Origin of the sequence: Occallatibacter sp., from assembly GCF_035317045.1 — a bacterium.
In the GTDB taxonomy this organism is placed as follows: domain Bacteria; phylum Acidobacteriota; class Terriglobia; order Terriglobales; family Acidobacteriaceae; genus Telmatobacter.
Genome location: NZ_DATHHT010000037.1, coordinates 17,659 through 39,689, shown reverse-complemented (window position 1 = coordinate 39,689; position 22,031 = coordinate 17,659). Strand labels below are relative to the sequence as shown.

Here is a 22,031-nt window from a genome sequence, read left to right as displayed (position 1 = left end):
GAAGTTCAATCCTTTACAGCCCGCTTCTCTCAATGAGGAGCGGGTTTCTTCTTTTCGCGAAAAGATTTTCGAACGCTTGGACCTTGTCTCCGGTCTTAGGGTATGTACATCGCGGACCTTGCGTCTGACAATGATCTGCAGCCTGAGGGAGCGCGAGTTTTGACCACAGATCCAGACGCGGAGTTCACGGCGCTCGTTCATCGTCAGTCGCGTTTTGTTTTCCGCGTAGCTTATGCAGTTCTGCTCAATTCTCACGACGCCGAAGATGCGGTACAGGAGACCTTTTTGAAGCTTTATCGCAATCGCGCATGGGAGCAGGCCGCCAATGAGCGCGCCTACCTTGCCCGGGTCGCGTGGCGGGAAGCGGTCGACCTTCGTCCGCGCCGTTCGCAGTCCTCGACCGCAAGCCCTGAACCCCTGGAGATTGATGAAGCGCAATCGCTGCAGCCGGGGCCGGAGCAAACGGTGCTTTCTGCAAATCAGAATTCAGTGATTCACGCAATGATTGATGCGCTTCCGGAAGAACTGCGCGTGCCGCTGGCACTTTCAGCCTTTGATGAACTCCATTCGCCGGAGATCGGAACCATCCTCGGAATTCCCGAAGGGACTGTGCGCACCCGACTGCAGCGCGCTCGCCAGATTCTTCGCCAGAAGCTCGCTTCACTCCAGGAGTCGCGCTATGCATGAAGACGACCGCCTCGACCGCATCATTGAGTCGTCGCTCTCCAGCTACGGCGACGCGGGAGCGAATTCCGGACTCGCTGAGCGCATCCTGGCGCGCCTCTCGAGGGAGCAGAGTTCAGATCGCTCCGCGCCCAGATGGCGCAGCCGCTTTTTGCCATGGGCCGCTCTTCCGGCAGCTGCTTGCCTGCTGTTGACCGTCTTTGTATGGAAGCCTGCGGGGCCACCGGCGATTCGCCCGTCAACTCATCAGCCGAACGCCGCGTCTGTAACATCCAAAAGCCAGACTCCCGTAATTGCAAAAGTCAGGCCTGCGCAGACGATCCCGACTCGCGCGATCCGCGGAACGACGTCTCGGCGGGCTGTCGCTGTCGCCGGATCTGCGGCTCGGCCGAAGCTAGATGTGTTCCCCCTCCCCCAGCCGCTTTCGCCTGAAGAACAGGCGCTCTACGCCTTTGCAACGCAGGTTCCTGAAGAGCAACGTCAAGCCGTCCTGGCGGCACAAAAAAATGACGACGCGCCTCTCAATATCGCCGCCATTCACATTCCACCACTCGAAATACCCGATACAGGGAAGAACTAAGGAGATCCAAATGCGCAAGCTCACCCTCATTTGCTGCCTCGTATTTGTTGCGATGCTTAGCGGACCAAAATCTTTCGCCCAGGATTCAACGCCTGCTGCGGAACCTGCGAAGGTTGCCCCGGGACCCGTTCACTTCTACCATCTTGAGTTTCTTGTTCAGGAAATGGGAACGGACGGCAAAGCCACCAATAGCCGCACATATACGGCGACCGTTAGCACGGATTCACATGATCACGGCACATCGATCCGGACCAATTCCAGGATTCCCGTTCCCACTGGATCTTTCAATACCGGCGGCGAGAACGCCGCGCTCGCGCTAGTCAATACGCAATTTCAGTATGTCGATGTGGGCGTGAACATTGATGCACACAATACGCATGAAAACGGACGTCAATTATCACTCGACCTTGTTGCGGACGTCAGCAGCGTAGCGCCAACCACTGATGCTCGCATCCATCAGCCGGTCATTCGCCAGAACAAATGGCAGGGGTCAGTCCTGATTCCCATCGGCAAGCCAGTCGTGGTGTTTACTTCGGACTCTCTCGACAGCAAGGGCAGTATGCAGGTGGTCGCGACGGCCACGCCTCTGCAATAGCCTCGGGATCTATCCAGGCAGCTGAGGTGCGAGCTTCTGCACCTCCTGGCTGTCGGAACCGAGCCAATCAGGATGCCGGGCCGTTGTGTCGAAGTGTGCGGTTGTCTTGAAGAGCTCGTATTTGCCATTCATTGCTGCCTCTTCAGTTTTCGAGATCAACGTGGCGACAGATGCTTCGTCCATCGGCTGGAAGGACTTTACCGCGGCGAACGCCTGATCCAGCAGCATCTTCGAGTTGATGCCGGTGATGAGCACGGATATCGGCACATTCAGTGAATAGCGAAGGCAATCCATCGGCTCGACAGCACCGCTTTTCAGGATGATTCCATCGCCGAAACACTTCATGCCCAGCACCGCCACCTTCTGGCGCATCGCTTCGGGAACGACGAGTTGCGAGAAGCTGCGGAAGTGCGCATCCATAATGTTCACCGGCATCTGCACCGTGTCGAAATGGAATCCATGCTTTTGCGCGACATCGAGCATGTAGAGGTGGACGTGCGGATCCTTGTGCCCAGTGAAGCCGATGAAGCGGATTTTGCCGGCCCGCTTCGCCGCGACCACCGCCTCCATGGCGCCGCCCTCGTTGAAGATGCGATCGGGATCGTCGAAGCGAATGACCTCATGATGCTGCAGCAGATCGATGTGATCGACCTTGAGTCGGCGCAGCGAGTCGTTGATCTGATTGGTCGCAACCTCTTTGGTGCGTCCATCAATCTTCGTCATCACGAAAGCCTTCTCGCGATATCCCGCCTGGGCCAGGGCCTTGCCTACACGTTCTTCACTGCGGCCTTCGTTATAGTCCCACGAGTTGTCGAGGAAGTTGATGCCGCGATCCAGTCCTTCATGCACCAGTCGAATCGCATCGGCTTCTTCTACATTGGCAAGCCCCAGATGAGACCCGCCCATGCCGATCAAGGAGACCTGCACGCCGGTTGCGCCGAGGTCGCGATACAGCATTTCCCCTTTCATGGTTCCACCATTTGTCACGCGCGGGATGCGTGCGGCTGCCTGCATTGACGAATGCGCTGTCATGAACTTTTCTCCCCCTGGGTTTGTTGTTGATTGAGCCGATTGCACCGATCGAGCCCCGAATGCAGCCGCGGCTGCTGCGGCCGTCGTCATGAATTCCCTACGCTTCACTGCGCTATCCTTGGTTGCAATTGAGTGCCCATTCCGGCCGGGATGGCGTTCTCATTTCATGGGCTGTGATGCGTTGTAAATACAAGGGTTTGCTTCGACTACCAAGTGAGTTGCGGATGCGCCTTTGCGATCTCAGAATCACATTATTTTCATTTCGCCGGACACGCAACCCCATCTTGCCGACCGGCGTCATAAGGGTCTGAACGATCCCACAGGAGGATGTAAATGTCTTCAGAATTGAAGGGCAAGAAGATCGCCATTTTAGCTACGGACGGGTTTGAGCAAGCAGAACTGATTGATCCACGGAAGGCGCTGAACAACGCCGGCGCCACTACCGTTGTGATATCCCCGAAAGCTGGAGAAATCAAGGGCTGGAACAAGAAGGATTGGGGTCAGGCGGTTAAGGTGGACCTGGCGCTGGCCGATGCCAACCCCCACGACTACGACGCGCTGGTGTTGCCCGGCGGCGTGATGAATCCCGATCATCTGCGCATGGATCCGGCAGCGGTGAATTTCGTTCGTCAATTTGTGTCGACCGGAAAAACAGTGGCGGCCATCTGCCACGGACCGTGGACGCTGCTGGAAGCCGGCGCCCTTAAGGGCAAGACCGTAACATCGTGGCCTTCCTTGAAGACCGACATCAAGAATGCGGGCGGCAACTGGGTTGACCAGGCGGTTGTCACTGACGGTCAATTCATCTTCAGCCGCAAACCCGATGATATTCCGGCGTTCAACAAGGCGATCATCGAGTCGGTCTCGCACGGTGTGCACGAGCACGCTCACGCGTAACAAACAACGGACCAACGTGCACGGCTACAGCCATTCTTTCGCATGAGCATTGCGGAGGGATGGCTGTTTTTCGTTTTTCCGGCACGACAGAGGTACACTGCACTGTCTTCTATTTCGTCGTAATGCATGCTGTAAGCAAATGTGAGGCCCTGGAATGATTCGGCTCCTGCGTTCACTTGTTTCTCGTCTTCGGACGAGCTTTGATGATGCCTGGTTTCCTTGCCTGCTGGTGGTAATCGCACTTATGCCGATTCAGGCCCAACAATCCAAGCCCGGCGTTGCGGGCGATTATGTTGGGGTGCTCGGCGGCTCGCTCCATCTACGCCTTCATTTGAAGGCGGATGCGAAAGGGGCTTTGAGCGGCAGCCTCGACAGCCTTGACCAGGGCGCGATGGGCCTCGGATGCGCAGACTTCCACCTGGACCGCGAGGCTCTCAGCTTTTCTGTTCCTTCTGTTCATGGTTCGTGGAAAGGCACTGTTTCCGCTGACGGCAAAACGCTCACCGGCACATGGGATCAGGGCAGCCCGATGCCGCTGGTTTTCACGCGCGACATCGTGCCTGCAGCCAAGCCTTCGCGCGTGGACGGCATCTGGCTGGGGACGTTGCAGGCGGGCGGTTCTTCGCTCCGCGTTCAGCTTCATGTAAAGAGCGATAACGCTGGACAGGAATTCTGCACGCTCGACAGTCTCGACCAGCATGTCATGGGTCTTGATTGCGCCAAGGTCGCGCTCAACGGCGACGACTTCTCGTTCGACGTTCCGGCCGTCGGGGGCCATTACGAGGGCAAGCTCGCTGCAGACTCAAACACCCTGACTGGAACCTGGAGCCAGAATAAAAATCCGCTGCCTCTCACGTTGACAAGGCAGGCCACAGAAATCGCCGTCAAGCCTCCGCGTCCGCCGAAGTACGATCCTGCCATTGCTCCAGTCAGTGCGGAAGGGCTGCAGGCTGTGCTTGACCGGGATCTTGCCGCCGCTTTGAAGTCCGGCGAACTCGCGCCTTCGACGGGCGCAGGCGTTGTAATTGGCGTTCTCGATCACGGAGTGCAGCACGTCTTCAGTTATGGCGTGGCGAAGGCGGATTCGATCTTCGAAATCGGATCAATCACAAAGACCTTCACCGGGCTGGTCCTTTCGCAGATGGTGGAACAGGGTAAGGTCAAGTTCGACGATCCGGTGCGGGAGTTGTTGCCCGCCGGCACAGTGCAGAAGCCATCCGGCGCGGAGATCACTCTGCTCGATCTTGCGACGCAACATTCCGGCCTGCCGCGGATGCCTGACAACTTCAAACCCGTCGATGGCGAGAATCCGTACGCGGACTATCATGCAGCCAACCTCTATGCGTTTCTTGCCGCACACGGAGTGGCGAAGCCCGAGAAACCCGATTTCCTGTATAGCAATCTGGGATTCGGCTTGCTCGGCAACGCGCTCTCGGTTCGTGCGGGAACGACCTACCCCGCCCTCCTGAAGGAAGAGGTGCTCGATCCACTTGGCATGAACGACACGGCCGTTACGCTGACGCCCGATCAGCAGGCGCGCTTTATCCCCGGTCATACGGGCGACCATCATCCAGCGCATGCCTGGGATCTGGACGCATTCGCAGGGGCGGGCGCCGTCCGTTCGACGGCGTCGGACATGCTGAAATATCTCGCGGCCAATCTGCATCCCGACGGCTTGAAGTTCATGCGGTCGTCACCAGCTTCAAAAACAATCACGGCCGCTCTCGTCCAGGATCATGAGGTACGCAACGACGCAATGGGCAACCTGAAGATTGCGCTGGCGTGGCTCTTCAATCCGGAAAGTGGCAACTACTGGCATAACGGCGCGACAGGCGGGTATAGCGCGTATGTGTTTTTCAATCCCAAGGGCGATTACGCTGCGGTGGTCCTGCTCAACGCCTCGATCAGCGAAAAGGGCAGTTATGCCGATCAGATCGGCGAGCATATCAGCGAACGTCTTGCCGGCAAGCCCGCAATTTCGCTGGGCGACTAGCGGATTCCGTCGGCGGACGTCCTGCATATTCCCGTCGCCTTGGCCTCTGTGCGCGATGTATATTTTGAGCCATGCGCTTCCATTGCTATGACCTGCACCGGGGCGGTGCGCGCGTTGTTTCTCACGCTGCGCATTCGGGGTTTCTCATCGGCTTCGCCTTGATCTTTGTTGTCGTGACGGCGTCAGTTCCCATCCGCGCTCAGCAGTCGATGCCAGCTGGGCGCGACATGACCGACATGCAGCCGGTGCCGCCGCCTGAACAGCTACCCGCGCCGATTCACATGACCGGGATCGGCAATGCGCACATTGCAATCACGGCCAGCGCCGAAGCGCAGCAATGGTTCGACCAGGGGCTGAACCTGATGCACGACTTCTGGGATTACGAGTCGGTGAAAGCCTTCGAGCAGAGCGTGCGCGTCGATCCCAACTGCGCCATGTGCTGGTGGGGATTGGGGCAGGCTGAAGGGTTCCGGCACAGCCCTCGGCAAACGTACGGCAAGGAGGCGCTGGAGAAAGCGGCCAAGCTCGCGGACCACGTTACCGAGCCGGAGAAACTCTACATTCAGGCCGCCCAGGCAGACGCCGCTATCAAAAGCGAATCGAAACGCGGAGCAAACAAGGTGCAGGTTGCGATTCTGCGCGAACTGGTCGCCAAGGCGCCGAAGGAAATTGAAGCGCGGCTCTTCCTCGCCCTCGCGCTGCAAGACGGCTACGACAACAACGGTGAACCGAAGAGAGGTCAACAGGAAGCCATTGCGATGCTGGAGGACATTCTGCACGATGCGCCCAACGACTCGGCGACCAATCACTATTGGATTCATGCCATCGAGCCCGGCAGTCATCCAGAGCGGGCAATTCAGAGCGCGGCGCTGCTGGCCAGCCTCGCGCCGACATCTGGCCACATGGTGCACATGCCAGGACACATTTACTACCGCTTGGGAAATTACGCCGATGCCGAACACTGGTTTTCTGCGTCGATGGCGGCCGATGAACACTATATGCAGGAACAGCACGTGGGCCCGGACGATGACTGGAACTATGCACACAACATGATGTACTCGATTGCCAATCTGATGGAACAGGGACGAATGACCGACGCGAACGCGCTCTCAGATCACCTGGCGGCGGCACGCGGTCAGCTTTCGGCTTCGCTCTATATCTGGTCGGCACGCGATCAACTGGCGCGCATCAGCCGGCGTCTGCCGGTGGCGCTGCGTGTGGGCGACTGGGATGCGGTTCTCGCCATGCTGAGCAACGCCAATCTGCCCAAAGGAGACAAGGCTTCAAATCTGCGCTTCTTCGCCGCCGAACTAACTGACTATGCCAAGGGAATGAAAGCGCTGGATGCAGGCGACGCGATTGCAGCCGGGAAAGACTCCGCCAGCCTGGATGCGGGACTGAAGCAGATGATCGAGATGCAGACTGCTCTCGGAAAACGAAAAGATGCAGACGCAAAAGAGACAAATGCAAAACCGCCGACGATGCCGATCTTGCCCGATGCGCTGTCGGAGCCAATCTTGAAATCGCTGAAGATTGAGTCGATGGAATTGCAGGCCGGCGTGCTTGTTGCGCAGCATAAACGGAGAGCCGGCATGAAGGCCTATGCCAGCGCTGAAAAGCAGGAGAAGAAGCTCGGATATCACGAACCTCCGTTTTACATCCGCCCGGTGGCCGAGACCGAGGCCGAAGCGCTGCTGAGAGTGAAAGACTACAAAGGTGCGGAGGCAGGGTACCAGGCGGCGCTTGTCCAGCGGCCGAACTCAGGCTTCGGCTTGTACGGACTTGCCAGGGTGAAGGAGTCAGCCGGCGATGCAGCGGGTGCGCGCGCAGCATACGAAGCATTTCTTAAGGCGTGGCCGAGGGCCGATGCGAACCTGCCGGAGGTCGCTCACGCACAGCAATTTGTCGCATCGGGTATGCAGGCAGCGCGGTAGAGAGACCCGAATCGCGATTTGAAACACGAAAGCCGAATTCCGCCCATAAAGCTGAAGCGGCAATCTCGGATGGAGATTGCCGCTTCAGCAGATCTGAGGTTGTGGTTGAGCGCTAGTTCCGGCTTCGCATCTTGCTGAGCAGCCTGAGTATCTCTAGGTACAGCCACACAAGCGTGACCATGATCCCGAAGGCACCGTACCACTCCATAAACTTCGGCGCACCAGCGTTCACGCCCTGCTCGATGAAATCGAAGTCGAGCACAAGGTTCAACGCGGCGATGGCGCAGACGAAGAGGCTGAAGCAAATGCCGATCACGCCCGAGCCATTGATCGAGACGAACTGGATTCCGAAGAAGCCCAGGATGATTTCCATCAGATAGAACAGGGCGATGCCTCCGGTGGCCGCGATGATGCCGATACGAAGCCTGTTTGTCACCTTGATCAAACCGGAGCTATACAGCACCAACATGGTCAGCAGGGTTCCGAATGTGAGGCCCACCGCCTGGACCGCGATTCCCGGATAGCGCATCTCGAGGAAGGCAGAAATGCCGCCCAGGAAAAGTCCCTCCAGCAGCGCGTAGATCGGAGCCGTAATAGGCGCCCAGGTCTGCTTGAAGATGGTGACCATGGCAGTGATGAAGCCGCCGAAGACGCCGACCATCAGCAGCCCCGACACATCGGCCGGATCATGCGTCTGCATGAACGCGCGCCAGGTGTATGCGGCGGTAGCGAAGGCGCAGATCAGCAGGATGCCGGTGCGATTGACCGTACCGTTCAGGGTCATCCGGTGGGCTGCATCAATCGCGCCACCGTAGCGTGCTGCCGCGTCCTGGAAGGTCTTGGTACCCAAGGCAGGATTGGATGTCTTGAACAGTGCCATCAGAGTCTCTCCATTTTCACTTACGGGCCGGGGTCCCGAAGAATCCAAAGGGAAAACCGCGGCTGCTGTCTTCATTCTAAATCCGATAGGGGCAACCGGCCATGCGGTTACCGAGTCCAACCTCGGAAGGTTCGGAAGGAACCAGGTTTACGCCCTCGTACCGCGAGGCGAAGAATCTCTTAAATTTCTTGCTTTTCGGTCGTTATCGCAATGGGCTATAGTGACCGTCATTCACTTGGCCCCAGGAGGCCCGTAATGAAGATCAGCGACACAATCGGCATCTTGCTTGGTTGTCGATCCGAGAGAAGTGTACTTTCCATCGATCCCGATGACTCGGTCTACGAGGCGCTGGAGCTGCTTGCCAAGTACAATATCGGCGTCCTGCTCGTGTGCAAGGACAATCGATTGGTCGGCATCTTCTCGGAGCGGGACTATGCGCGCAAAGGCATCCTGGGTGGTCACACCTCTCGCGAAACCAAAGTCAGCCAGTTGATGACCAGCCCGGTCATCTCCGTCAGCCCCAAACACACGGTTGACGAGTGTATGACCCTCATGACGGAACACGACTTCCGCCATCTACCCGTGGTTCAAAGCGATACGGTAGTCGGCGTCATCTCTATCGGCGACCTGGTGAAGTGGGTAATCTCCGGCCAGCAACAGACCATCCAGGCGCTTGAAGGCTATATCGCTGGAGCGTATCCGTCGTAGGCGTTCAATCCTCATTCGCGCGGGCCAGTGGGCTAATCCCCGGGAGCTAGAGCGGATAGCGTTCCAACTGAACGCATTGTTTGGCCACCCCGTGGCTCAGCGCAACGGAATCCACCGGAGTGAATCGCACCAACCGCCGCAGGATTGCCAGTTGCGTCCGCAACATATCGCCTTCTCCGCAGGCAGATAGTATGCGCCGCGCTGTCTGTTCAGCCATCCCCATGCTCTCCTCAGCCAGCAGGCTGGTCATTGCGATGGCTACGGGTGCGGTGGATTTGCCGGCTGCAGCCAGCTTTCGTGCCCGCAGCAGCGCCGACTCGAATGCGAACACCTGGGTGATGATGTCCGCAAGATCGGCCATCACCTCCTGCTGATCCTGCAACGCCGCCATGAAGCGCTGACTGGCAACGCCGGCCGCGAAGAGGCCGATCTTCTTCACGGCCTCAAGCATTCCGGCCTCGCGCGCCAGCACTTCGCCGGTGTCCTCGGCAGAGTCAAACGACGGCGGCTGCATCACTTCATCCATCAGCAACTTGATGGCGGCCATCAGGGGCAGTTCGCCGGCCAGTGCGCGCTTCATCAGCCAGCCGGTGATGATCAGGCGGTTAATTTCGTTGGTGCCCTCAAAAATGCGATTGATGCGCGCGTCGCGGTAAAAGCGTTCTGCGGGGTAGTGCTCCGTATAGCCGTAGCCGGCCATGGTGGCGACCAGCTCATCGGCCACGAAAGACAGCATCTCTGAACCGTAGACCTTCAGGATCGAGCACTCGACCGCGTACTCTTCGATACGGCGCTGGATATCGCGCGGCGAACGGCCCCCGTGGTCACCCAGTTGCTCCAACGAAGTGTCGATCATGCCAACGGTCCGGTAGGCCATACTTTCAGTGGCATAGAGACGGGTGGCGCTCAGGGATATCTTTCTCTGGATGAGGCCGAATTCGGCAATCGACTTGCCAAAGGCCTTTCGCTCCCTGGCGTAGCGAGCCATATGCGCCAGAGCGTGACGCGCCCCGCCGACACAGGCAACACCCAGCTTGAAGCGACCCATGTTGAGCACGTTAAACGCAATATGGTGGCCCTTCCCTGGCTCTCCGAGCAGGTTTGCTACCGGTATTTTGCAATCCTGCAAGACCAGCGGGCAGGTGGACGAGCCGCGTATCCCCAGCTTGTGCTCCTCGGCTCCGACGGTCAGTCCGGGAGTGTCGCGCTCGATCAGGAACGCTGAGAACTTCTCGCCGTCGATCTTGGCAAAAATGGTGTACAGTCCGGCGATCGCGCAGTTCGTAATCCACATCTTCTCGCCGTTGAGCGTGTACGTGCTTCCGTCGGGCGAGAGGGTCGCACGGGCCCGCACGTTCATGGCATCCGAGCCGGAGGTGGCCTCAGACAAGCCATAGGCTCCGATCCACTCGGCGGTTGCGAGCCTCGGCAGGTAGCGTTTCTTCTGCTCTTCAGTGCCGTACCAGACCAGCGGCAGCGTGGCGATGCCGGTGTGCGCTCCGAATGCGGTCGAAAAGCTTGCCTGGATCGAGAGATGATCCGCGATGATGGCGGAGGTAGTTTTGTCCATCCCGAGGCCGCCGTACTCCTCGGGAATATCGACCGACGTAAAGCCCAGCTCCGCAGCCTTGCGCAGCAGCCCCGGCAGAACGCCGGGTTTCTTGGCGTCGATGTCGGCGGTGGCCGGCAGAACCTCGTCGCGAGCAAACTGAGCCACCGTAGCGGCCATCTGCCGCTGCTCCTCGTTCAGATCCTCAGGGGTAAAGACTTCTGAAGGCGTGCGGGTCTCGATAAGAAAGCTTCCGCCCTTGGCGGCAACGATGGGAGAAATAGCTGTCGTAGACATTATGATCTCTCCAACTGTATGGAAACATTACGCTAATCCGGAAAACTCGGCAATCGGCAAGCGGTTAAATTGTGCATTCGGGTTACTTGAATGAAACGGTTTTGTGATGCAAAAGGCGCTCAGCGCGAGTGAGAATCTCATGGGCTCGGAATCGGGATCGGGCCTGTCCGTTGACGCAACCTCCATGCAAGGCAATCGCATACAATGCACTTATCCCGTTCGTGGAGGATCTGCACTGCTCGCCGACATCAAATTGATCGCCAGCCTGGTCGCCGGGCTCCCTGCGCACACGGGTGCCTTGCTGGCTGCTGTGCAACAGAACACTGGGTTTAAGCACTACCTGAAGATGCAGTACGCGGACCAGACCTTCCGTGGGCTCTACCACTGGAACCTGTTCGACCTTGCGCTGCTGCTCCCGTACTTCGCGGTCATGATTGTGCTGGCGATATACGGCGTTCACCGCTACACGCTCTGCTATCTCTACTTCAAGCACCGCAAAAACTACAATCCCAACCCGCTCAACCACTTCGACGAACTGCCACGGGTTACGATCCAGCTGCCTATCTTCAACGAGCAGTTCGTAATCGACCGGCTGGTAGAAGCCGTCTGCGGTATCGATTATCCGAAGGACAAGCTGGAGATCCAGGTCCTTGACGATTCGACCGATGAAACAACCGAAGTCGCCTCGGGCATCGTGGCGCGCTACGCCGCGCTCGGCCACCCGATTGTCTATATTCACCGCACCAACCGGCATGGCTTCAAGGCCGGAGCGCTCGATGCCGGCCTGAAGGTGGCCAGTGGAGAATATGTCGCAATCTTCGACGCCGATTTTGTGCCGCCACCCGATTGGCTGATGAAGGTGATCCACCACTTCGCCGAACCCGATGTCGGGATGGTGCAGACGCGCTGGACCCATCTCAACCGCGATTACAGCCTGCTGACGCGCATCGAAGCCATCCTGCTTGACGGACACTTCGTGCTCGAGCACGGCGCGCGTGTACGCTCAGGGGACTTCTTCAACTTCAACGGCACGGCAGGCATGTGGCGCAGGAAAGCCATTTCCGATGGCGGCGGCTGGCAGCACGATACGCTCACCGAAGATACCGATCTCAGCTATCGCTCGCAGATCGCGGGATGGCGCTTCAAGTATCTGCCGGAAGTGGAGTGCCCCTCCGAGTTGCCCATTGAGATGACCGCATTCAAGACGCAGCAGGCCCGCTGGGCCAAGGGTCTGATCCAGACGTCGATCAAGATGCTGCCGAAGATCTTCAAGTCGAATGTGCCCAGGCGTATCAAGATCGAGGCCGTGTATCACCTGACGGCCAACCTGAGCTATCCCCTGATGATCGTGATGACGGCGCTGCTGATCCCGGCGATGATCTGCCGCTTCTACCAGGGCTGGTTCCAGATGCTGCTGATCGACTTCCCGCTGTTTACAGCGTCATCGGCGTCGATCGCCGTCTTTTATCTTGCCAGCCAACGCGAGCTTTATCCGAAGACATGGATGAAGACGTTTTTCTACCTTCCGTTCCTGATGGCCCTGGGCATCGGCCTCACCGTCACGAATTCCAAGGCAGTGATGGAAGCCCTGCTCGGCATCAAGAGCGCCTTTGTCCGCACGCCCAAATATCGCGTGGCGCAAAAGGGAGAGAAGTCGCAGGCAGCCAAGTATCGCAAGCGGCTGAAGCTGGCCCCGTGGATCGAGCTGATCATCGGCTGCTATTTCCTGCTGGCAATCATCTACACTTTCTCGAATCACAATTACTTCACCGCACCGTTTCTCATTTTGTTCGTTATCGGCTATTGGTATACCGGGCTGATGAGCCTGCTGCAGGGCCGGTTCGAGCACTGGCGCAGCGGCACCGAAGCGAACACCGATGAGTCGAGCCCGAAGCCCTTTCCGGTGGGTGTGTAGGCAGGTGCTTCAGGCGCAACCATCCGGACTTTCGTTTCGTACTCTTTAGCAAGCCTTGCTGATTCCCCTTTTCGTGGAAGGCTGGAGCCGAGGTCGAATGTCGAGCGATTATCGAGCGTTACAGCTGTGCAATGTTCTTGCCTGCGCGGTGATTCTCGCGTTGCTGCTCACGTCCATTCCCATCCCTGCGGTCGGGCAACAGACTGAAACCTCCGGCGAACTCCATCTCGGCATCATCGTCACGCGCACGGCCGAGCAAGCCGACAGTGTTCTCAAAAAGCTGAACGCCGGCTGGGACTTCGGTGTACTTGCGCGTGAATACTCGATCGATCCAAGCGCTGCCCGAGGCGGCTACCTTGGCCGTCTGCGCCCGGACCAGTTGCGATCCGAGTTGCGGGACGCGTTGAACGGCGTCAAGGCCGGCCAATTTTCCTCGATCGTTTCTACTTCAACAGGGTTCGCGATTCTCACAGTGTTTGCTTCCGAGCCGGCATGGCTGGCGGTCGAACGCAGGCTTGCTGACTCCCTCCATGAAATCGGCAGTGTTCCCGCGGGCCTCGATCTCTCTGGAATCTCTCAAGCCGACGCACTCTTCCGCGCCGCGCAAAAGCCCGAAAACTGGAGTCGCGACCTCAGCGAGATCTGCGAAATCCGCAAAGGATCGTATGCCGCAGGCGTGGCCGGCCTGCAGGCACGTGTGGCGGCAGCGACGAAGCCGGATAGCGGCAACACGCGACTCGATTTGCTCCGCGCGCAGATCGCCCTCGGCCAGCTCTACACCTACATGGGCGAGATGCCGCAGGCCATCCAGCAATTCGAGGCGGCACTCACCGTCGCGCAGGCGGGCTTCCCGGATGGTGTTCCGATTCTCGAAGAAACCCTTGGCGATGCATGGCTGCAGCAGGCGGAGATGGAAAATGGTGCGTTCCACGGCAAGGGGGATCTCGACATCTTTCCGCCGCTGCATCCCGGCGCACATTTCGACAAGCCGGAAGGATCGCAGCATGCAGTCGAATATCTGAGCAAGTATCTTGCAACCAAACCGGACAATGACCAGGCGAAGTGGCTGCTGAATCTCGCGTACTTCACGCTGGGAAAGTATCCAGATGGCGTCCCGCCTGCCCTTCTCATTCCGCCTGCCGCGTTCGCATCCGGACAGGACATCGGCAGATTCAAAGATATCGCGCACGCAACCGGCCTCGACGCGTTTTTCGCCGCCGGAGGTCTGGTGGTCGACGACTTTGAGAACAATGGACTCCTCGACGTCGTAATCACCAGTCAGGATGTGTGCGAACCGATGCGCTACTTCCACAACAACGGCGACGGAACATTTTCCGATCGCAGCGCGCAGGCAGGACTCTCAGATCAACTGGGCGGCCTGAACATCGTCGCGGCCGACTACAACAACGATGGCTGCATCGACCTGCTGGTGCTGCGCGGCGGCTGGGAGTTCGGCATGCGAAAGTCCCTGCTGCGCAACAACTGCAATGGGACGTTTACCGATGTCACCGACGCAAGCGGTCTCGGCAGGACTGTTACCCAGACACAATCCGCCGTATGGGCCGACATTGACAACGATGGGAACCTTGACCTCTTCATCGCCAACGAAAACACCCCGGCACAGCTCTTTCGCAATCGCGGAGATGGCACCTTCGAAGACATCTCACATGCGGCAGGCGTCGATCGTAGTGCATACAGCAAGGCCGTCGCCGCTGCCGACTACGACAACGATGGCTTCATCGACTTCTACGTTTCAAACTTCAATGGCGCAAATTTTCTCTATCGCAACAACGGCGATCGCACCTTTACCGAGATCGCAGCGCAGGCCGGCGTGCGCGAACCGCTCTTCAGCTTCTCGTCGTGGTTCTTCGACTACGATAACGACGGCTGGCCCGATCTTCTGGTTACGGACTACCCATGGTCCGTCGACGACGAGATGCGCAGCTACCTGCATCAGCCCGCGCGGTCAGAGACGATGAAGCTCTACCGGAACATGCACAATGGCACGTTTGAAGATGTGACTTCACAGGTCGGCCTGGATCGCGTCTTCATGCCTATGGGCACGAACTTCGGCGACGTAGACAACGATGGCTTTCTCGACATCTACCTGGGCATGGGCAATCCGTCACTGGGTTCGCTGACGCCACATGAACTGCTTAGGAACGAGAATGGCAAGCGGTTCGTAGACATCACCGCATCCTCGGGTACAGGCGAGTTGCACAAGGGACATGGTATCGCCTTCGCTGATCTGCGGCACGACGGGCTGCTAGACATCATCAGCGAAAACGGCGGCGCCATTCCCGCCGAAAAGCATGTTCTGCGCCTCTTTCAGAATCCCGGCAATCGCAACGACTGGACCAACGTACATCTCGTCGGCATCAAATCCAATCGCATCGCGATTGGCGCGAAAATTCAGGTGACCGTGCAAAATGCAGCCAGCGCTCCGCGCTCCATCTGGCGAACTGTTGGAGAGACAAGTTCGTTCGGCGGCAATCCGACGGAACAGCACATCGGCCTCGGACCGGATGCGAAGATCGTGAGCCTCGACGTCTTCTGGCCGGCCAGCGGGACGCACCAGCATTTCGCACAAGTCGACAAAAACACATTCATCCAGATCAAGGAATTTGACTCCAGCATCACAAAGCTCATTCGCAAACCCGTCCGCATGGGCGAAAATCATGTTGCGGATCGTGCAATTCCCGCTGATTGATCCCATGAGAAACACCCCGACCATCGCCGCACTTTTCCTGCTGGGTGCAACACTTGCGCTTGCACAGGAGCACGCGGCCCGGGGACTCGTGCTCGAAGTCGATCGCGCCCATCACAGACTGGTTGTGTCGTGCGATTCGGTTCCCGGTTACATGGAAGCCATGGATATGCCCTTCGACGTTCCCGATGCCACCCAACTCAACGCGCTGAAACCTGGATCGGTTATTCGCTTCACGATGGTGGAACACGGTTCGAATCCATCGGCGAAAGACATCCAGCCCATTGCCAACTTCGAGCCCGAACCCGCGGCGGCCGGTTCACTCAGCGCATTGAATTCAGCCGTTAATCCGTCTTCCACGAAACCTCCCGTGATGATCGGCGAAGCTGTACCCAACTTCACGCTGACCGATCAGGCAGGCCATAACGTGAGCCTCTCACAATTCCGCGGTAAGGTCGTCGCCCTCACCTTTGGCTATTCGCGCTGCCCGAATCCCAACTATTGCTTTCGCCTTTCGCGCAATCTCGCCGAGGTGGAAAGACAATTTCACGATCGCGCCGGCAGCGATCTCGTCCTGCTCACCATCGCCATCGATCCGGAATACGACCAGGGGCCGACGCTGGCACGCTACGCGCAGAGCTTTGGGGCAAATGCGAAGAGCTGGCACTTCCTCACGGGTACGGTGTCGCAGGTCCACCAGGTGGCCGGCATGTTCGGAATGGACTTCTGGAACACCGAAGGTTTGCTCACGCACACTCTGCACACTGTCATCATCGACCGGCAGGGCCGCCTTGCAGCCAACATCGACGGCAACCAGTTCTCCGCGCGGCAGTTGGGCGATCTGGTAAAGGTTGTGATGAAGCGCCCCGCTTAGCCTCCTCCAATGCAGCCCGCTTCTGCAGAGGGCACCCAAGCGCACTCCGATACAATAGCGATAAGCGCCTGCAGTCCTGGTAAAGGTTTCGCGACCGGAATCCCAGAGCCTCCAGGCGCATCAGAGCATTATGCTATCCAAAACCCTGCCGGAAGCCCTCACCTTTGATGATGTCCTGCTGATACCTGCGTACAGCGAGGTTGTCCCCGCGCAGGTAAGCACGCAGACCCAGCTCACGCGCGACATCACGCTGAACACCCCACTGCTCTCGTCGGCCATGGACACGGTGACCGAATCGCGCATGGCCATCGCGATGGCGCAGCAGGGCGGCATTGGCATCGTTCATCGCAATCTCAACATTGAAGCGCAGGCGGGCGAGATCGACAAGGTGAAGCGCTCTGAAAGCGGCATGATCGTCGATCCCGTGACCATCGGGCCCGATCAGCAGATCGCCGACGCCCTTGAAGTGATGCGGCGCTACAAGATCTCCGGCGTGCCGGTCACCAAGGGCACGAAGCTGGTCGGCATTCTAACCAACCGCGACCTTCGCTTTGAGACGCGCACCGATGTGCCGGTGGGCGATGTGATGACAAAAGAGCACCTGATCACGGTCGCTGTCGGCACTACGCTTGAAGAGGCGGAACTGATTCTGCATAAGCACCGCGTGGAGAAGCTTCTCGTGGTGGACGATCAGTACAACCTCAAGGGACTGATCACCGTAAAAGACATCCAGAAGAAATTGAAATACCCCAACGCCAGCAAGGACGAAAAGGGCCGCTTGCGCGTAGGCGGTGCTATCGGCGCGACCGGCGATTTTCTCGAACGCGCTGAAGAATTGGTAAACGCCCGCGTTGACGTACTGGCTATCGATTCGGCGCACGGCCATTCTTCGCGCGTGCTCGAAGCCGTACGCGAAGTGAAGAAGCGCTTCCCCGGTGTGGGACTTCTCGCCGGCAATGTCGCCACCTATGAAGGCGCGCTGGCCTTGATCGATGCGGGGGCGGATGCCGTGAAGGTAGGCATCGGACCCGGTTCCATCTGCACCACGCGCATGGTCACAGGCGCGGGGATGCCGCAGATTACCGCAATTGCCGAGGCCGCGCGGGCCGCACGCGAACGCGGTATCCCTGTCATTGCAGACGGCGGGATCAAGTACTCCGGCGAGGTCACCAAAGCAATTGCCGCAGGCGCCAACTCTGTGATGATTGGATCGCTCTTTGCCGGCGTTGACGAGAGCCCGGGCGAGACCATCCTCTACCAGGGCCGCAGCTTCAAGAGCTATCGCGGCATGGGCTCATTGACTGCCATGAGCCAGGGCTCAGGCGAGCGCTATTTTCAGAGCGCCGAAGATCTTGCCAGGGAAATTGACACCGAGGGCGTGGTCCAGCGCGAACGCAACGGACAAAATCGCCTCGCGAAGTTCGTTCCTGAGGGCATTGAAGGCAGAGTGCCGTATCGCGGGCCGCTTGAAGCCATGGTGTACCAGCTTGTCGGCGGACTTCGTTCCGGCATGGGCTACCTGGGCTGCGGCAGCATTGCGGAATTGCAAGAGAAGGCGCAGTTTGTGCGCATATCCAATGCAGGCCTTCGCGAAAGCCATGTGCACGACGTGATCATCACCCGCGAGGCGCCGAATTACCACGTTGAATAAAACATCTAGTACAACTGATCGGCGATCGACACTCTTCTGGATTCGCGCCTGGCTGCCGGTATTTCTTGCGATTTGCGTGATCGCGATGGAGTCGACGGCGTACTTCGGCGCCGATCATACCAGCGGACCACTGCGCTGGGTTTGGGAACACCTTTTCGGGCCGGTCACCAACGAACGCTGGCAGTTTTTTCATCACCTCATTCGGAAAACCGGCCACTTTGTCGGCTACGGAACCATGGGTGTGCTGTGGCTGCGCGCCTGGTGGATGAGCCTGCCGCGCTCCGGCTTCCTGTTCGATGCCACGCTCGCGCTCCTCGGCACAGCCCTGGTCGCCGGCTCCGACGAGTTCCACCAATCCTTCCTGCCCAACCGCACTGGCGTGCCATCGGACGTGCTGCTCGATTGCTCCGGCGCCATAGTGCTGCTTTCGATCGCGTATCTCTGCATTCGCCTGCGATGGCCTAAACGGATCGCAAAAGCGGCTTGATCTCATCCGTCGCAACATTCTCGCCGCCTGATGGACTGCGCGTGTTAAATTGCGGTTGTCGCCAGTTCAATCTCGCGCGTCAAAGATCAGATGAGCCAACAGGGAAAAATTCGCATCGGTATCGCCGGATGGCGCTACGACGAATGGCGAGGGACCTTCTATCCGGAGGACCTTGCGCAGAAGCGCGAACTTGAGTACGCCTCGCGGCAGCTCAATTCCATCGAGCTGAATGGGACCTTCTACTCGACGCAGCGGCCGCAGAGTTTTCAGCAGTGGAGCAAAGACACGCCCGACGACTTTGTCTTCGCAATCAAGGGCTCGCAATTCATCACACACATTCGCAAGATTGAGAATGTCGAGACGGCGCTGGCTAACTTCCTTGCGCAAGGGTTGCTGCGGCTCGGCAAGAAACTCGGGCCGATTCTCTGGCAATTCCCGCCAAATTTCTCGATGGACTTGCCGCGATTCGAGACTTTCTTCAAGCTTCTGCCGCGAACACAAAAACAGGCGGCGGCCTACGCGCGGCAACGCGATGAATGGATGGCAAGCCGTTCATGGCTCGAAGTTGAAGAAGACCTGCCGCTTCATCACGCCGTTGAAACCCGCCACAAAAGCTTCGCGGTTCCCGAATACGTTGCGCTGCTTCGTGAAAACAACATCGCTCTTGTCGTCGCCGACTCAGTCAAGTGGCCATGCATGTTGGACGTCACGGCGGACATTGTCTATTGCAGGCTTCACGGCAGCGAAAAGGTCTACCCCAACGGTTATACCCCGGATGCGATTGATACATGGGCTCGCCGAGTCATCGCCTGGTCGCGCGGAGAAGAAGTGACCGACGGTACCACAATCCATCCCGAGCCCGGCCCCAAGCGGGCGGCGCGCGATGTCTTCGTTTACTTCGACGATGATGTCAAAGTTCGCGCGCCATTCGACGCGATGAGCCTGAGCAAGCGGATCAAGGAAATAGTCGAAGGATAACTGGCGTACCTTCGACGCCAGCGGGTTGAACTCATTGCGAAATCGGCTGGCCGAATGTAATCCAGAAGCCGTTGCAATCGCGGATGATGAATTCGCGCATGCCGCTGAATGTGTCGTGCAGGTCTTCAACGATCTCGGCTTTGCCGTCGAGGCGGCTGCGCAATGCGTCCACATCATCAACATGCGTGTAGAGATCGAATTCGCGGCGCGGATCTGAGCTTGTGCGGCCGCCAGCGCTGAGCATAATTTCGCTCTCTCCCAGACGCAACAATGCCCAATCGATCTCGCCATGCTCGCACTCACGGTTCGTGCCTCGTATCTCGAATCCGATTGAGGCGTACCAGTCCGCCGTGGCAGCCACATTGGAGACGTGAATCATGGGTACGATTCGCGCGGGCATTCATCCAACTCCTTGTCAGCTAGAAACTCCGAAGATGATATTCTCGCAGAAAAAAGGACGGCGCATCACCCGGAGTGGGCGATGCGCCGTCGATCTAATTGGAAGAGAAGAGTGAGGAGCGATAGAAGCTACGCGGCCTCTTCGCCGCCCTTTTCTTCGTCCTTCTTGCTTTCTTCGAGCTGCTTCTCGAGTTCGGCGCGCTTCTTGGCCTTGACTTCGTCGCGCTTCTGGCGCTTCTCGTCGAGCTGCTTTTCGGCGCCCAGCAATTCGATGAACGCCTTTTCGGCGCCGTCGCCCTTCTGGAAACCGGTGCGGACAATACGCAGGTAGCCGCCCTGGCGATCGCCGTAGCGCGGGGCCACGGTGTCAAACAGGCGCTCGACCGCCTTGTCGGTCATGAGAAAGCTGAGCGCCATGCGCCGTGAGTGCACGTCGCCTTTCTTGCCCAGCGTGATCATCTTTTCCACGTGCGGACGCACAGCCTTGGCCTTGGCCACGGTGGTCTCCACGCGGTCTTCCACGATGACGGACGTGACCAGGTTGCGCAGCAGCGCGCGGCGATGGCTGGTGTTGCGTCCGAGTTTGAATCCTGCATTGCGATGGCGCATGGTGAAACTCTCTTTCGAAGTCAGTAGACAGTGCACAGTGAAAAGTGGACAGAACAGATCACTGTCCACTGATCACTGTTGACTGCCTTTAAAAGTTCTCGGTCTCGGTGGGCAGCTGGAGATCTACCGAATCCAGCGGCTCGTCCTCGTCGTCGAAGTGGCTGTAGTTCGCAGCCAGTGCTGTCGCCGGAGGAATGCTGGTCGGTCCGGGAACGGCATTGCCGCTCTCGTCGATCTTCATACCCAGCGAGAGGCCCATCTGCGCGAGAATTTCCTTGATCTCGTTCAGACTCTTGCGGCCGAAATTCTTCGTCTTCAGCATCTCGGCTTCAGTCTTCTGCACCAGTTCGCCGATGGTCTGAATGTTTGCGTTCTTGAGGCAGTTGTAGCTGCGGACCGACAGTTCCAGCTCTTCGACCGAGCGGTTCAGGTTGTCGTTGCGCAGCATCACGCGGCCTTCTTCGCTGCGCGACTCAGCTTCGATTTCTTCTTCGAAGTTGATGAAGATGTTCATGTGGTCCTTGAGCAGCTTCGCAGCGAGACCCACAGCATCGGCGGGCAGAACCGCGCCGTTCGTCCACACTTCGAGGGTGAGCTTGTCGTAGTCGGTGATCTGCCCCAGACGAGCAGCTTCGACCACGTAGTTCACGCGGCGCACGGGCGAGTGGACCGAATCCACGGGGATGAAGCCCAGTCCGAGATCGGCGTCGAAGTTCTTGTCGGCGGAGATGTATCCACGGCCGCGCTTCAGGCGCATTTCCATCTCAAGCCGGCCGCCCTCGGAGACGGTGGCGATGTATACGTTCTTGTCCAGAATCTCCACTTCACCATCGGCCTCGATCATGCCGCTGGTGATCACACCGGGCTGGTCGACGCGCAGGTACAGCGCCTTGGGACCGTCGCCCACAAGCTTGAATGGAATCTGCTTGAGATTCAGGATGATGTCGGTCGCATCTTCTACAACGCCCGCGATCGACTGGAACTCGTGCAATACGCCCTCGATGCGAACCGCTGTAACTGCGGCGCCCTCGATGGAGCTGAGCAGCGTGCGGCGCAGGGCGTTGCCGATGGTTGTGCCAAATCCGCGCTCAAAGGGCTGGGCGCTGAACTTGCCAAATGTTTCGCTGAGCGTCTCGGCATCAACTGCGAGGCGCTTCGGTTTTTGGAATCCTCTCCAAAGCATATGTTGATCTCTTTTCCCGCGTGGCATGTACGTCGCGATGCATTTTGCGGCGGCCGCGCAAGTTCTCCTTATGTGAGTG

At 58.5% G+C, this 22,031-nt stretch carries 19 protein-coding genes; 13 read left to right on the top strand and 6 right to left on the bottom strand.

The window, feature by feature from the left end; genetic code table 11:
• The first annotated feature begins 159 nt into the window (after positions 1-159).
• Genes VK574_RS18245 through VK574_RS18235 form a run of 3 tightly spaced genes read left to right on the top strand, consistent with a single transcriptional unit; the run spans position 160 to position 1,859 of the window.
• Positions 160-687 (top strand): RNA polymerase sigma factor, encoded by a 528-nt coding sequence (locus VK574_RS18245; RefSeq protein ID WP_472801301.1) that lies wholly within the window; start codon positions 160-162, stop codon positions 685-687.
• The gene (locus VK574_RS18240) at positions 680-1,264 is read left to right on the top strand and encodes a hypothetical protein (protein WP_472801300.1); all 585 of its coding nucleotides are present in this window, start codon (positions 680-682) and stop codon (positions 1,262-1,264) included. The genes VK574_RS18245 and VK574_RS18240 overlap by 8 nt, the downstream gene beginning before the upstream one ends.
• Positions 1,265-1,274: 10 nt before the next feature.
• Complete coding sequence (locus VK574_RS18235) at positions 1,275-1,859, top strand: hypothetical protein (protein WP_472801299.1); 585 nt, start codon at positions 1,275-1,277, stop codon at positions 1,857-1,859.
• A 9-nt stretch (positions 1,860-1,868) separates the two neighbouring features.
• On the opposite strand, the gene VK574_RS18230 is transcribed toward VK574_RS18235, so the two are convergent.
• Positions 1,869-2,891: an aldo/keto reductase gene (locus VK574_RS18230; RefSeq protein WP_472801298.1), complete on the bottom strand. Its 1,023-nt coding sequence runs from the start codon at positions 2,889-2,891 to the stop codon at positions 1,869-1,871.
• 333 nt (positions 2,892-3,224) lie between these two features.
• Between VK574_RS18230 and VK574_RS18225 the strand changes: the two genes are divergently transcribed.
• The 3 genes from VK574_RS18225 (at position 3,225) to VK574_RS18215 (ending at position 7,715) form a co-directional block, all read left to right on the top strand.
• Complete coding sequence (locus VK574_RS18225) at positions 3,225-3,788, top strand: type 1 glutamine amidotransferase domain-containing protein (RefSeq protein WP_472801297.1); 564 nt, start codon at positions 3,225-3,227, stop codon at positions 3,786-3,788.
• Between the two features lie 154 nt (positions 3,789-3,942).
• Positions 3,943-5,781 (top strand): serine hydrolase domain-containing protein, encoded by a 1,839-nt coding sequence (locus VK574_RS18220; protein WP_472801296.1) that lies wholly within the window; start codon positions 3,943-3,945, stop codon positions 5,779-5,781.
• Between the two features lie 71 nt (positions 5,782-5,852).
• Positions 5,853-7,715, top strand: coding sequence for a tetratricopeptide repeat protein (locus VK574_RS18215; protein WP_472801295.1), 1,863 nt, complete (start codon positions 5,853-5,855; stop codon positions 7,713-7,715).
• Between the two features lie 112 nt (positions 7,716-7,827).
• Here the strand turns inward: VK574_RS18215 and VK574_RS18210 are convergent, their stop codons facing one another.
• On the bottom strand, positions 7,828-8,595 hold the full coding sequence (locus VK574_RS18210) for a Bax inhibitor-1/YccA family protein (protein ID WP_472801294.1): 768 nt from the start codon (positions 8,593-8,595) through the stop codon (positions 7,828-7,830).
• A gap of 255 nt (positions 8,596-8,850) precedes the next feature.
• Between VK574_RS18210 and VK574_RS18205 the strand changes: the two genes are divergently transcribed.
• Positions 8,851-9,303 carry a CBS domain-containing protein gene (locus tag VK574_RS18205; protein WP_472801293.1) on the top strand — a complete coding sequence of 151 codons (453 nt, stop codon included), beginning with the start codon at positions 8,851-8,853 and terminating at the stop codon, positions 9,301-9,303.
• Between the two features lie 46 nt (positions 9,304-9,349).
• On the opposite strand, the gene VK574_RS18200 is transcribed toward VK574_RS18205, so the two are convergent.
• On the bottom strand, positions 9,350-11,149 hold the full coding sequence (locus VK574_RS18200; protein WP_472801292.1) for an acyl-CoA dehydrogenase family protein: 1,800 nt from the start codon (positions 11,147-11,149) through the stop codon (positions 9,350-9,352).
• A gap of 139 nt (positions 11,150-11,288) precedes the next feature.
• Here VK574_RS18200 and VK574_RS18195 point away from each other — a divergent pair, with 139 nt between their 5' ends.
• From VK574_RS18195 to VK574_RS18170, 6 genes are all read left to right on the top strand, one after another.
• Positions 11,289-13,064 carry a cellulose synthase family protein gene (locus tag VK574_RS18195; protein ID WP_472801291.1) on the top strand — a complete coding sequence of 592 codons (1,776 nt, stop codon included), beginning with the start codon at positions 11,289-11,291 and terminating at the stop codon, positions 13,062-13,064.
• Between the two features lie 97 nt (positions 13,065-13,161).
• Positions 13,162-15,774, top strand: a complete 2,613-nt coding sequence (locus tag VK574_RS18190) for an FG-GAP-like repeat-containing protein (protein ID WP_472801290.1) — start codon at positions 13,162-13,164, stop codon at positions 15,772-15,774.
• Positions 15,775-15,778: 4 nt separating this feature from the next.
• Entirely contained in the window at positions 15,779-16,645 is an 867-nt protein-coding gene (locus tag VK574_RS18185) for an SCO family protein (RefSeq protein WP_472801289.1), read from the top strand.
• Positions 16,646-16,775: 130 nt separating this feature from the next.
• Entirely contained in the window at positions 16,776-18,296 is a 1,521-nt protein-coding gene (guaB, locus tag VK574_RS18180) for an IMP dehydrogenase (RefSeq protein WP_472801288.1), read from the top strand.
• Entirely contained in the window at positions 18,289-18,783 is a 495-nt protein-coding gene (locus tag VK574_RS18175; protein WP_472801287.1) for a VanZ family protein, read from the top strand. The genes guaB and VK574_RS18175 overlap by 8 nt, the downstream gene beginning before the upstream one ends.
• A 90-nt stretch (positions 18,784-18,873) precedes the next feature.
• On the top strand, positions 18,874-19,761 hold the full coding sequence (locus tag VK574_RS18170) for a DUF72 domain-containing protein (protein ID WP_472801286.1): 888 nt from the start codon (positions 18,874-18,876) through the stop codon (positions 19,759-19,761).
• Between the two features lie 31 nt (positions 19,762-19,792).
• On the opposite strand, the gene VK574_RS18165 is transcribed toward VK574_RS18170, so the two are convergent.
• The 3 genes from VK574_RS18165 to VK574_RS18155 all read right to left on the bottom strand — a co-directional run bounded on the left by VK574_RS18165 (position 19,793) and on the right by VK574_RS18155 (position 21,952).
• Complete coding sequence (locus VK574_RS18165) at positions 19,793-20,161, bottom strand: VOC family protein (RefSeq protein WP_472801285.1); 369 nt, start codon at positions 20,159-20,161, stop codon at positions 19,793-19,795.
• A gap of 128 nt (positions 20,162-20,289) precedes the next feature.
• Positions 20,290-20,769: a 50S ribosomal protein L17 gene (gene rplQ / locus VK574_RS18160; RefSeq protein ID WP_472801284.1), complete on the bottom strand. Its 480-nt coding sequence runs from the start codon at positions 20,767-20,769 to the stop codon at positions 20,290-20,292.
• Between the two features lie 88 nt (positions 20,770-20,857).
• A complete protein-coding gene (locus tag VK574_RS18155) occupies positions 20,858-21,952 on the bottom strand; it encodes a DNA-directed RNA polymerase subunit alpha (RefSeq protein WP_472801283.1) in 1,095 nt (364 codons plus the stop codon).
• Between the last annotated feature and the right edge of the window lie 79 nt (positions 21,953-22,031).

Coding starts and splice junctions, on each gene's coding strand:
- VK574_RS18240 (WP_472801300.1), top strand. CDS start 680: ATGCATGAAGACGACCGCCTCGACCGCATCATTGAGTCGTCGCTCTCC.
- VK574_RS18235 (WP_472801299.1), top strand. CDS start 1,275: ATGCGCAAGCTCACCCTCATTTGCTGCCTCGTATTTGTTGCGATGCTT.
- VK574_RS18230 (WP_472801298.1), bottom strand. CDS start 2,891: ATGACAGCGCATTCGTCAATGCAGGCAGCCGCACGCATCCCGCGCGTG.
- VK574_RS18225 (WP_472801297.1), top strand. CDS start 3,225: ATGTCTTCAGAATTGAAGGGCAAGAAGATCGCCATTTTAGCTACGGAC.
- VK574_RS18220 (WP_472801296.1), top strand. CDS start 3,943: ATGATTCGGCTCCTGCGTTCACTTGTTTCTCGTCTTCGGACGAGCTTT.
- VK574_RS18215 (WP_472801295.1), top strand. CDS start 5,853: ATGCGCTTCCATTGCTATGACCTGCACCGGGGCGGTGCGCGCGTTGTT.
- VK574_RS18210 (WP_472801294.1), bottom strand. CDS start 8,595: ATGGCACTGTTCAAGACATCCAATCCTGCCTTGGGTACCAAGACCTTC.
- VK574_RS18205 (WP_472801293.1), top strand. CDS start 8,851: ATGAAGATCAGCGACACAATCGGCATCTTGCTTGGTTGTCGATCCGAG.
- VK574_RS18200 (WP_472801292.1), bottom strand. CDS start 11,149: ATGTCTACGACAGCTATTTCTCCCATCGTTGCCGCCAAGGGCGGAAGC.
- VK574_RS18195 (WP_472801291.1), top strand. CDS start 11,289: ATGGGCTCGGAATCGGGATCGGGCCTGTCCGTTGACGCAACCTCCATG.
- VK574_RS18190 (WP_472801290.1), top strand. CDS start 13,162: ATGTCGAGCGATTATCGAGCGTTACAGCTGTGCAATGTTCTTGCCTGC.
- VK574_RS18185 (WP_472801289.1), top strand. CDS start 15,779: ATGAGAAACACCCCGACCATCGCCGCACTTTTCCTGCTGGGTGCAACA.
- guaB (WP_472801288.1), top strand. CDS start 16,776: ATGCTATCCAAAACCCTGCCGGAAGCCCTCACCTTTGATGATGTCCTG.
- VK574_RS18170 (WP_472801286.1), top strand. CDS start 18,874: ATGAGCCAACAGGGAAAAATTCGCATCGGTATCGCCGGATGGCGCTAC.
- VK574_RS18165 (WP_472801285.1), bottom strand. CDS start 20,161: ATGCCCGCGCGAATCGTACCCATGATTCACGTCTCCAATGTGGCTGCC.
- rplQ (WP_472801284.1), bottom strand. CDS start 20,769: ATGCGCCATCGCAATGCAGGATTCAAACTCGGACGCAACACCAGCCAT.
- VK574_RS18155 (WP_472801283.1), bottom strand. CDS start 21,952: ATGCTTTGGAGAGGATTCCAAAAACCGAAGCGCCTCGCAGTTGATGCC.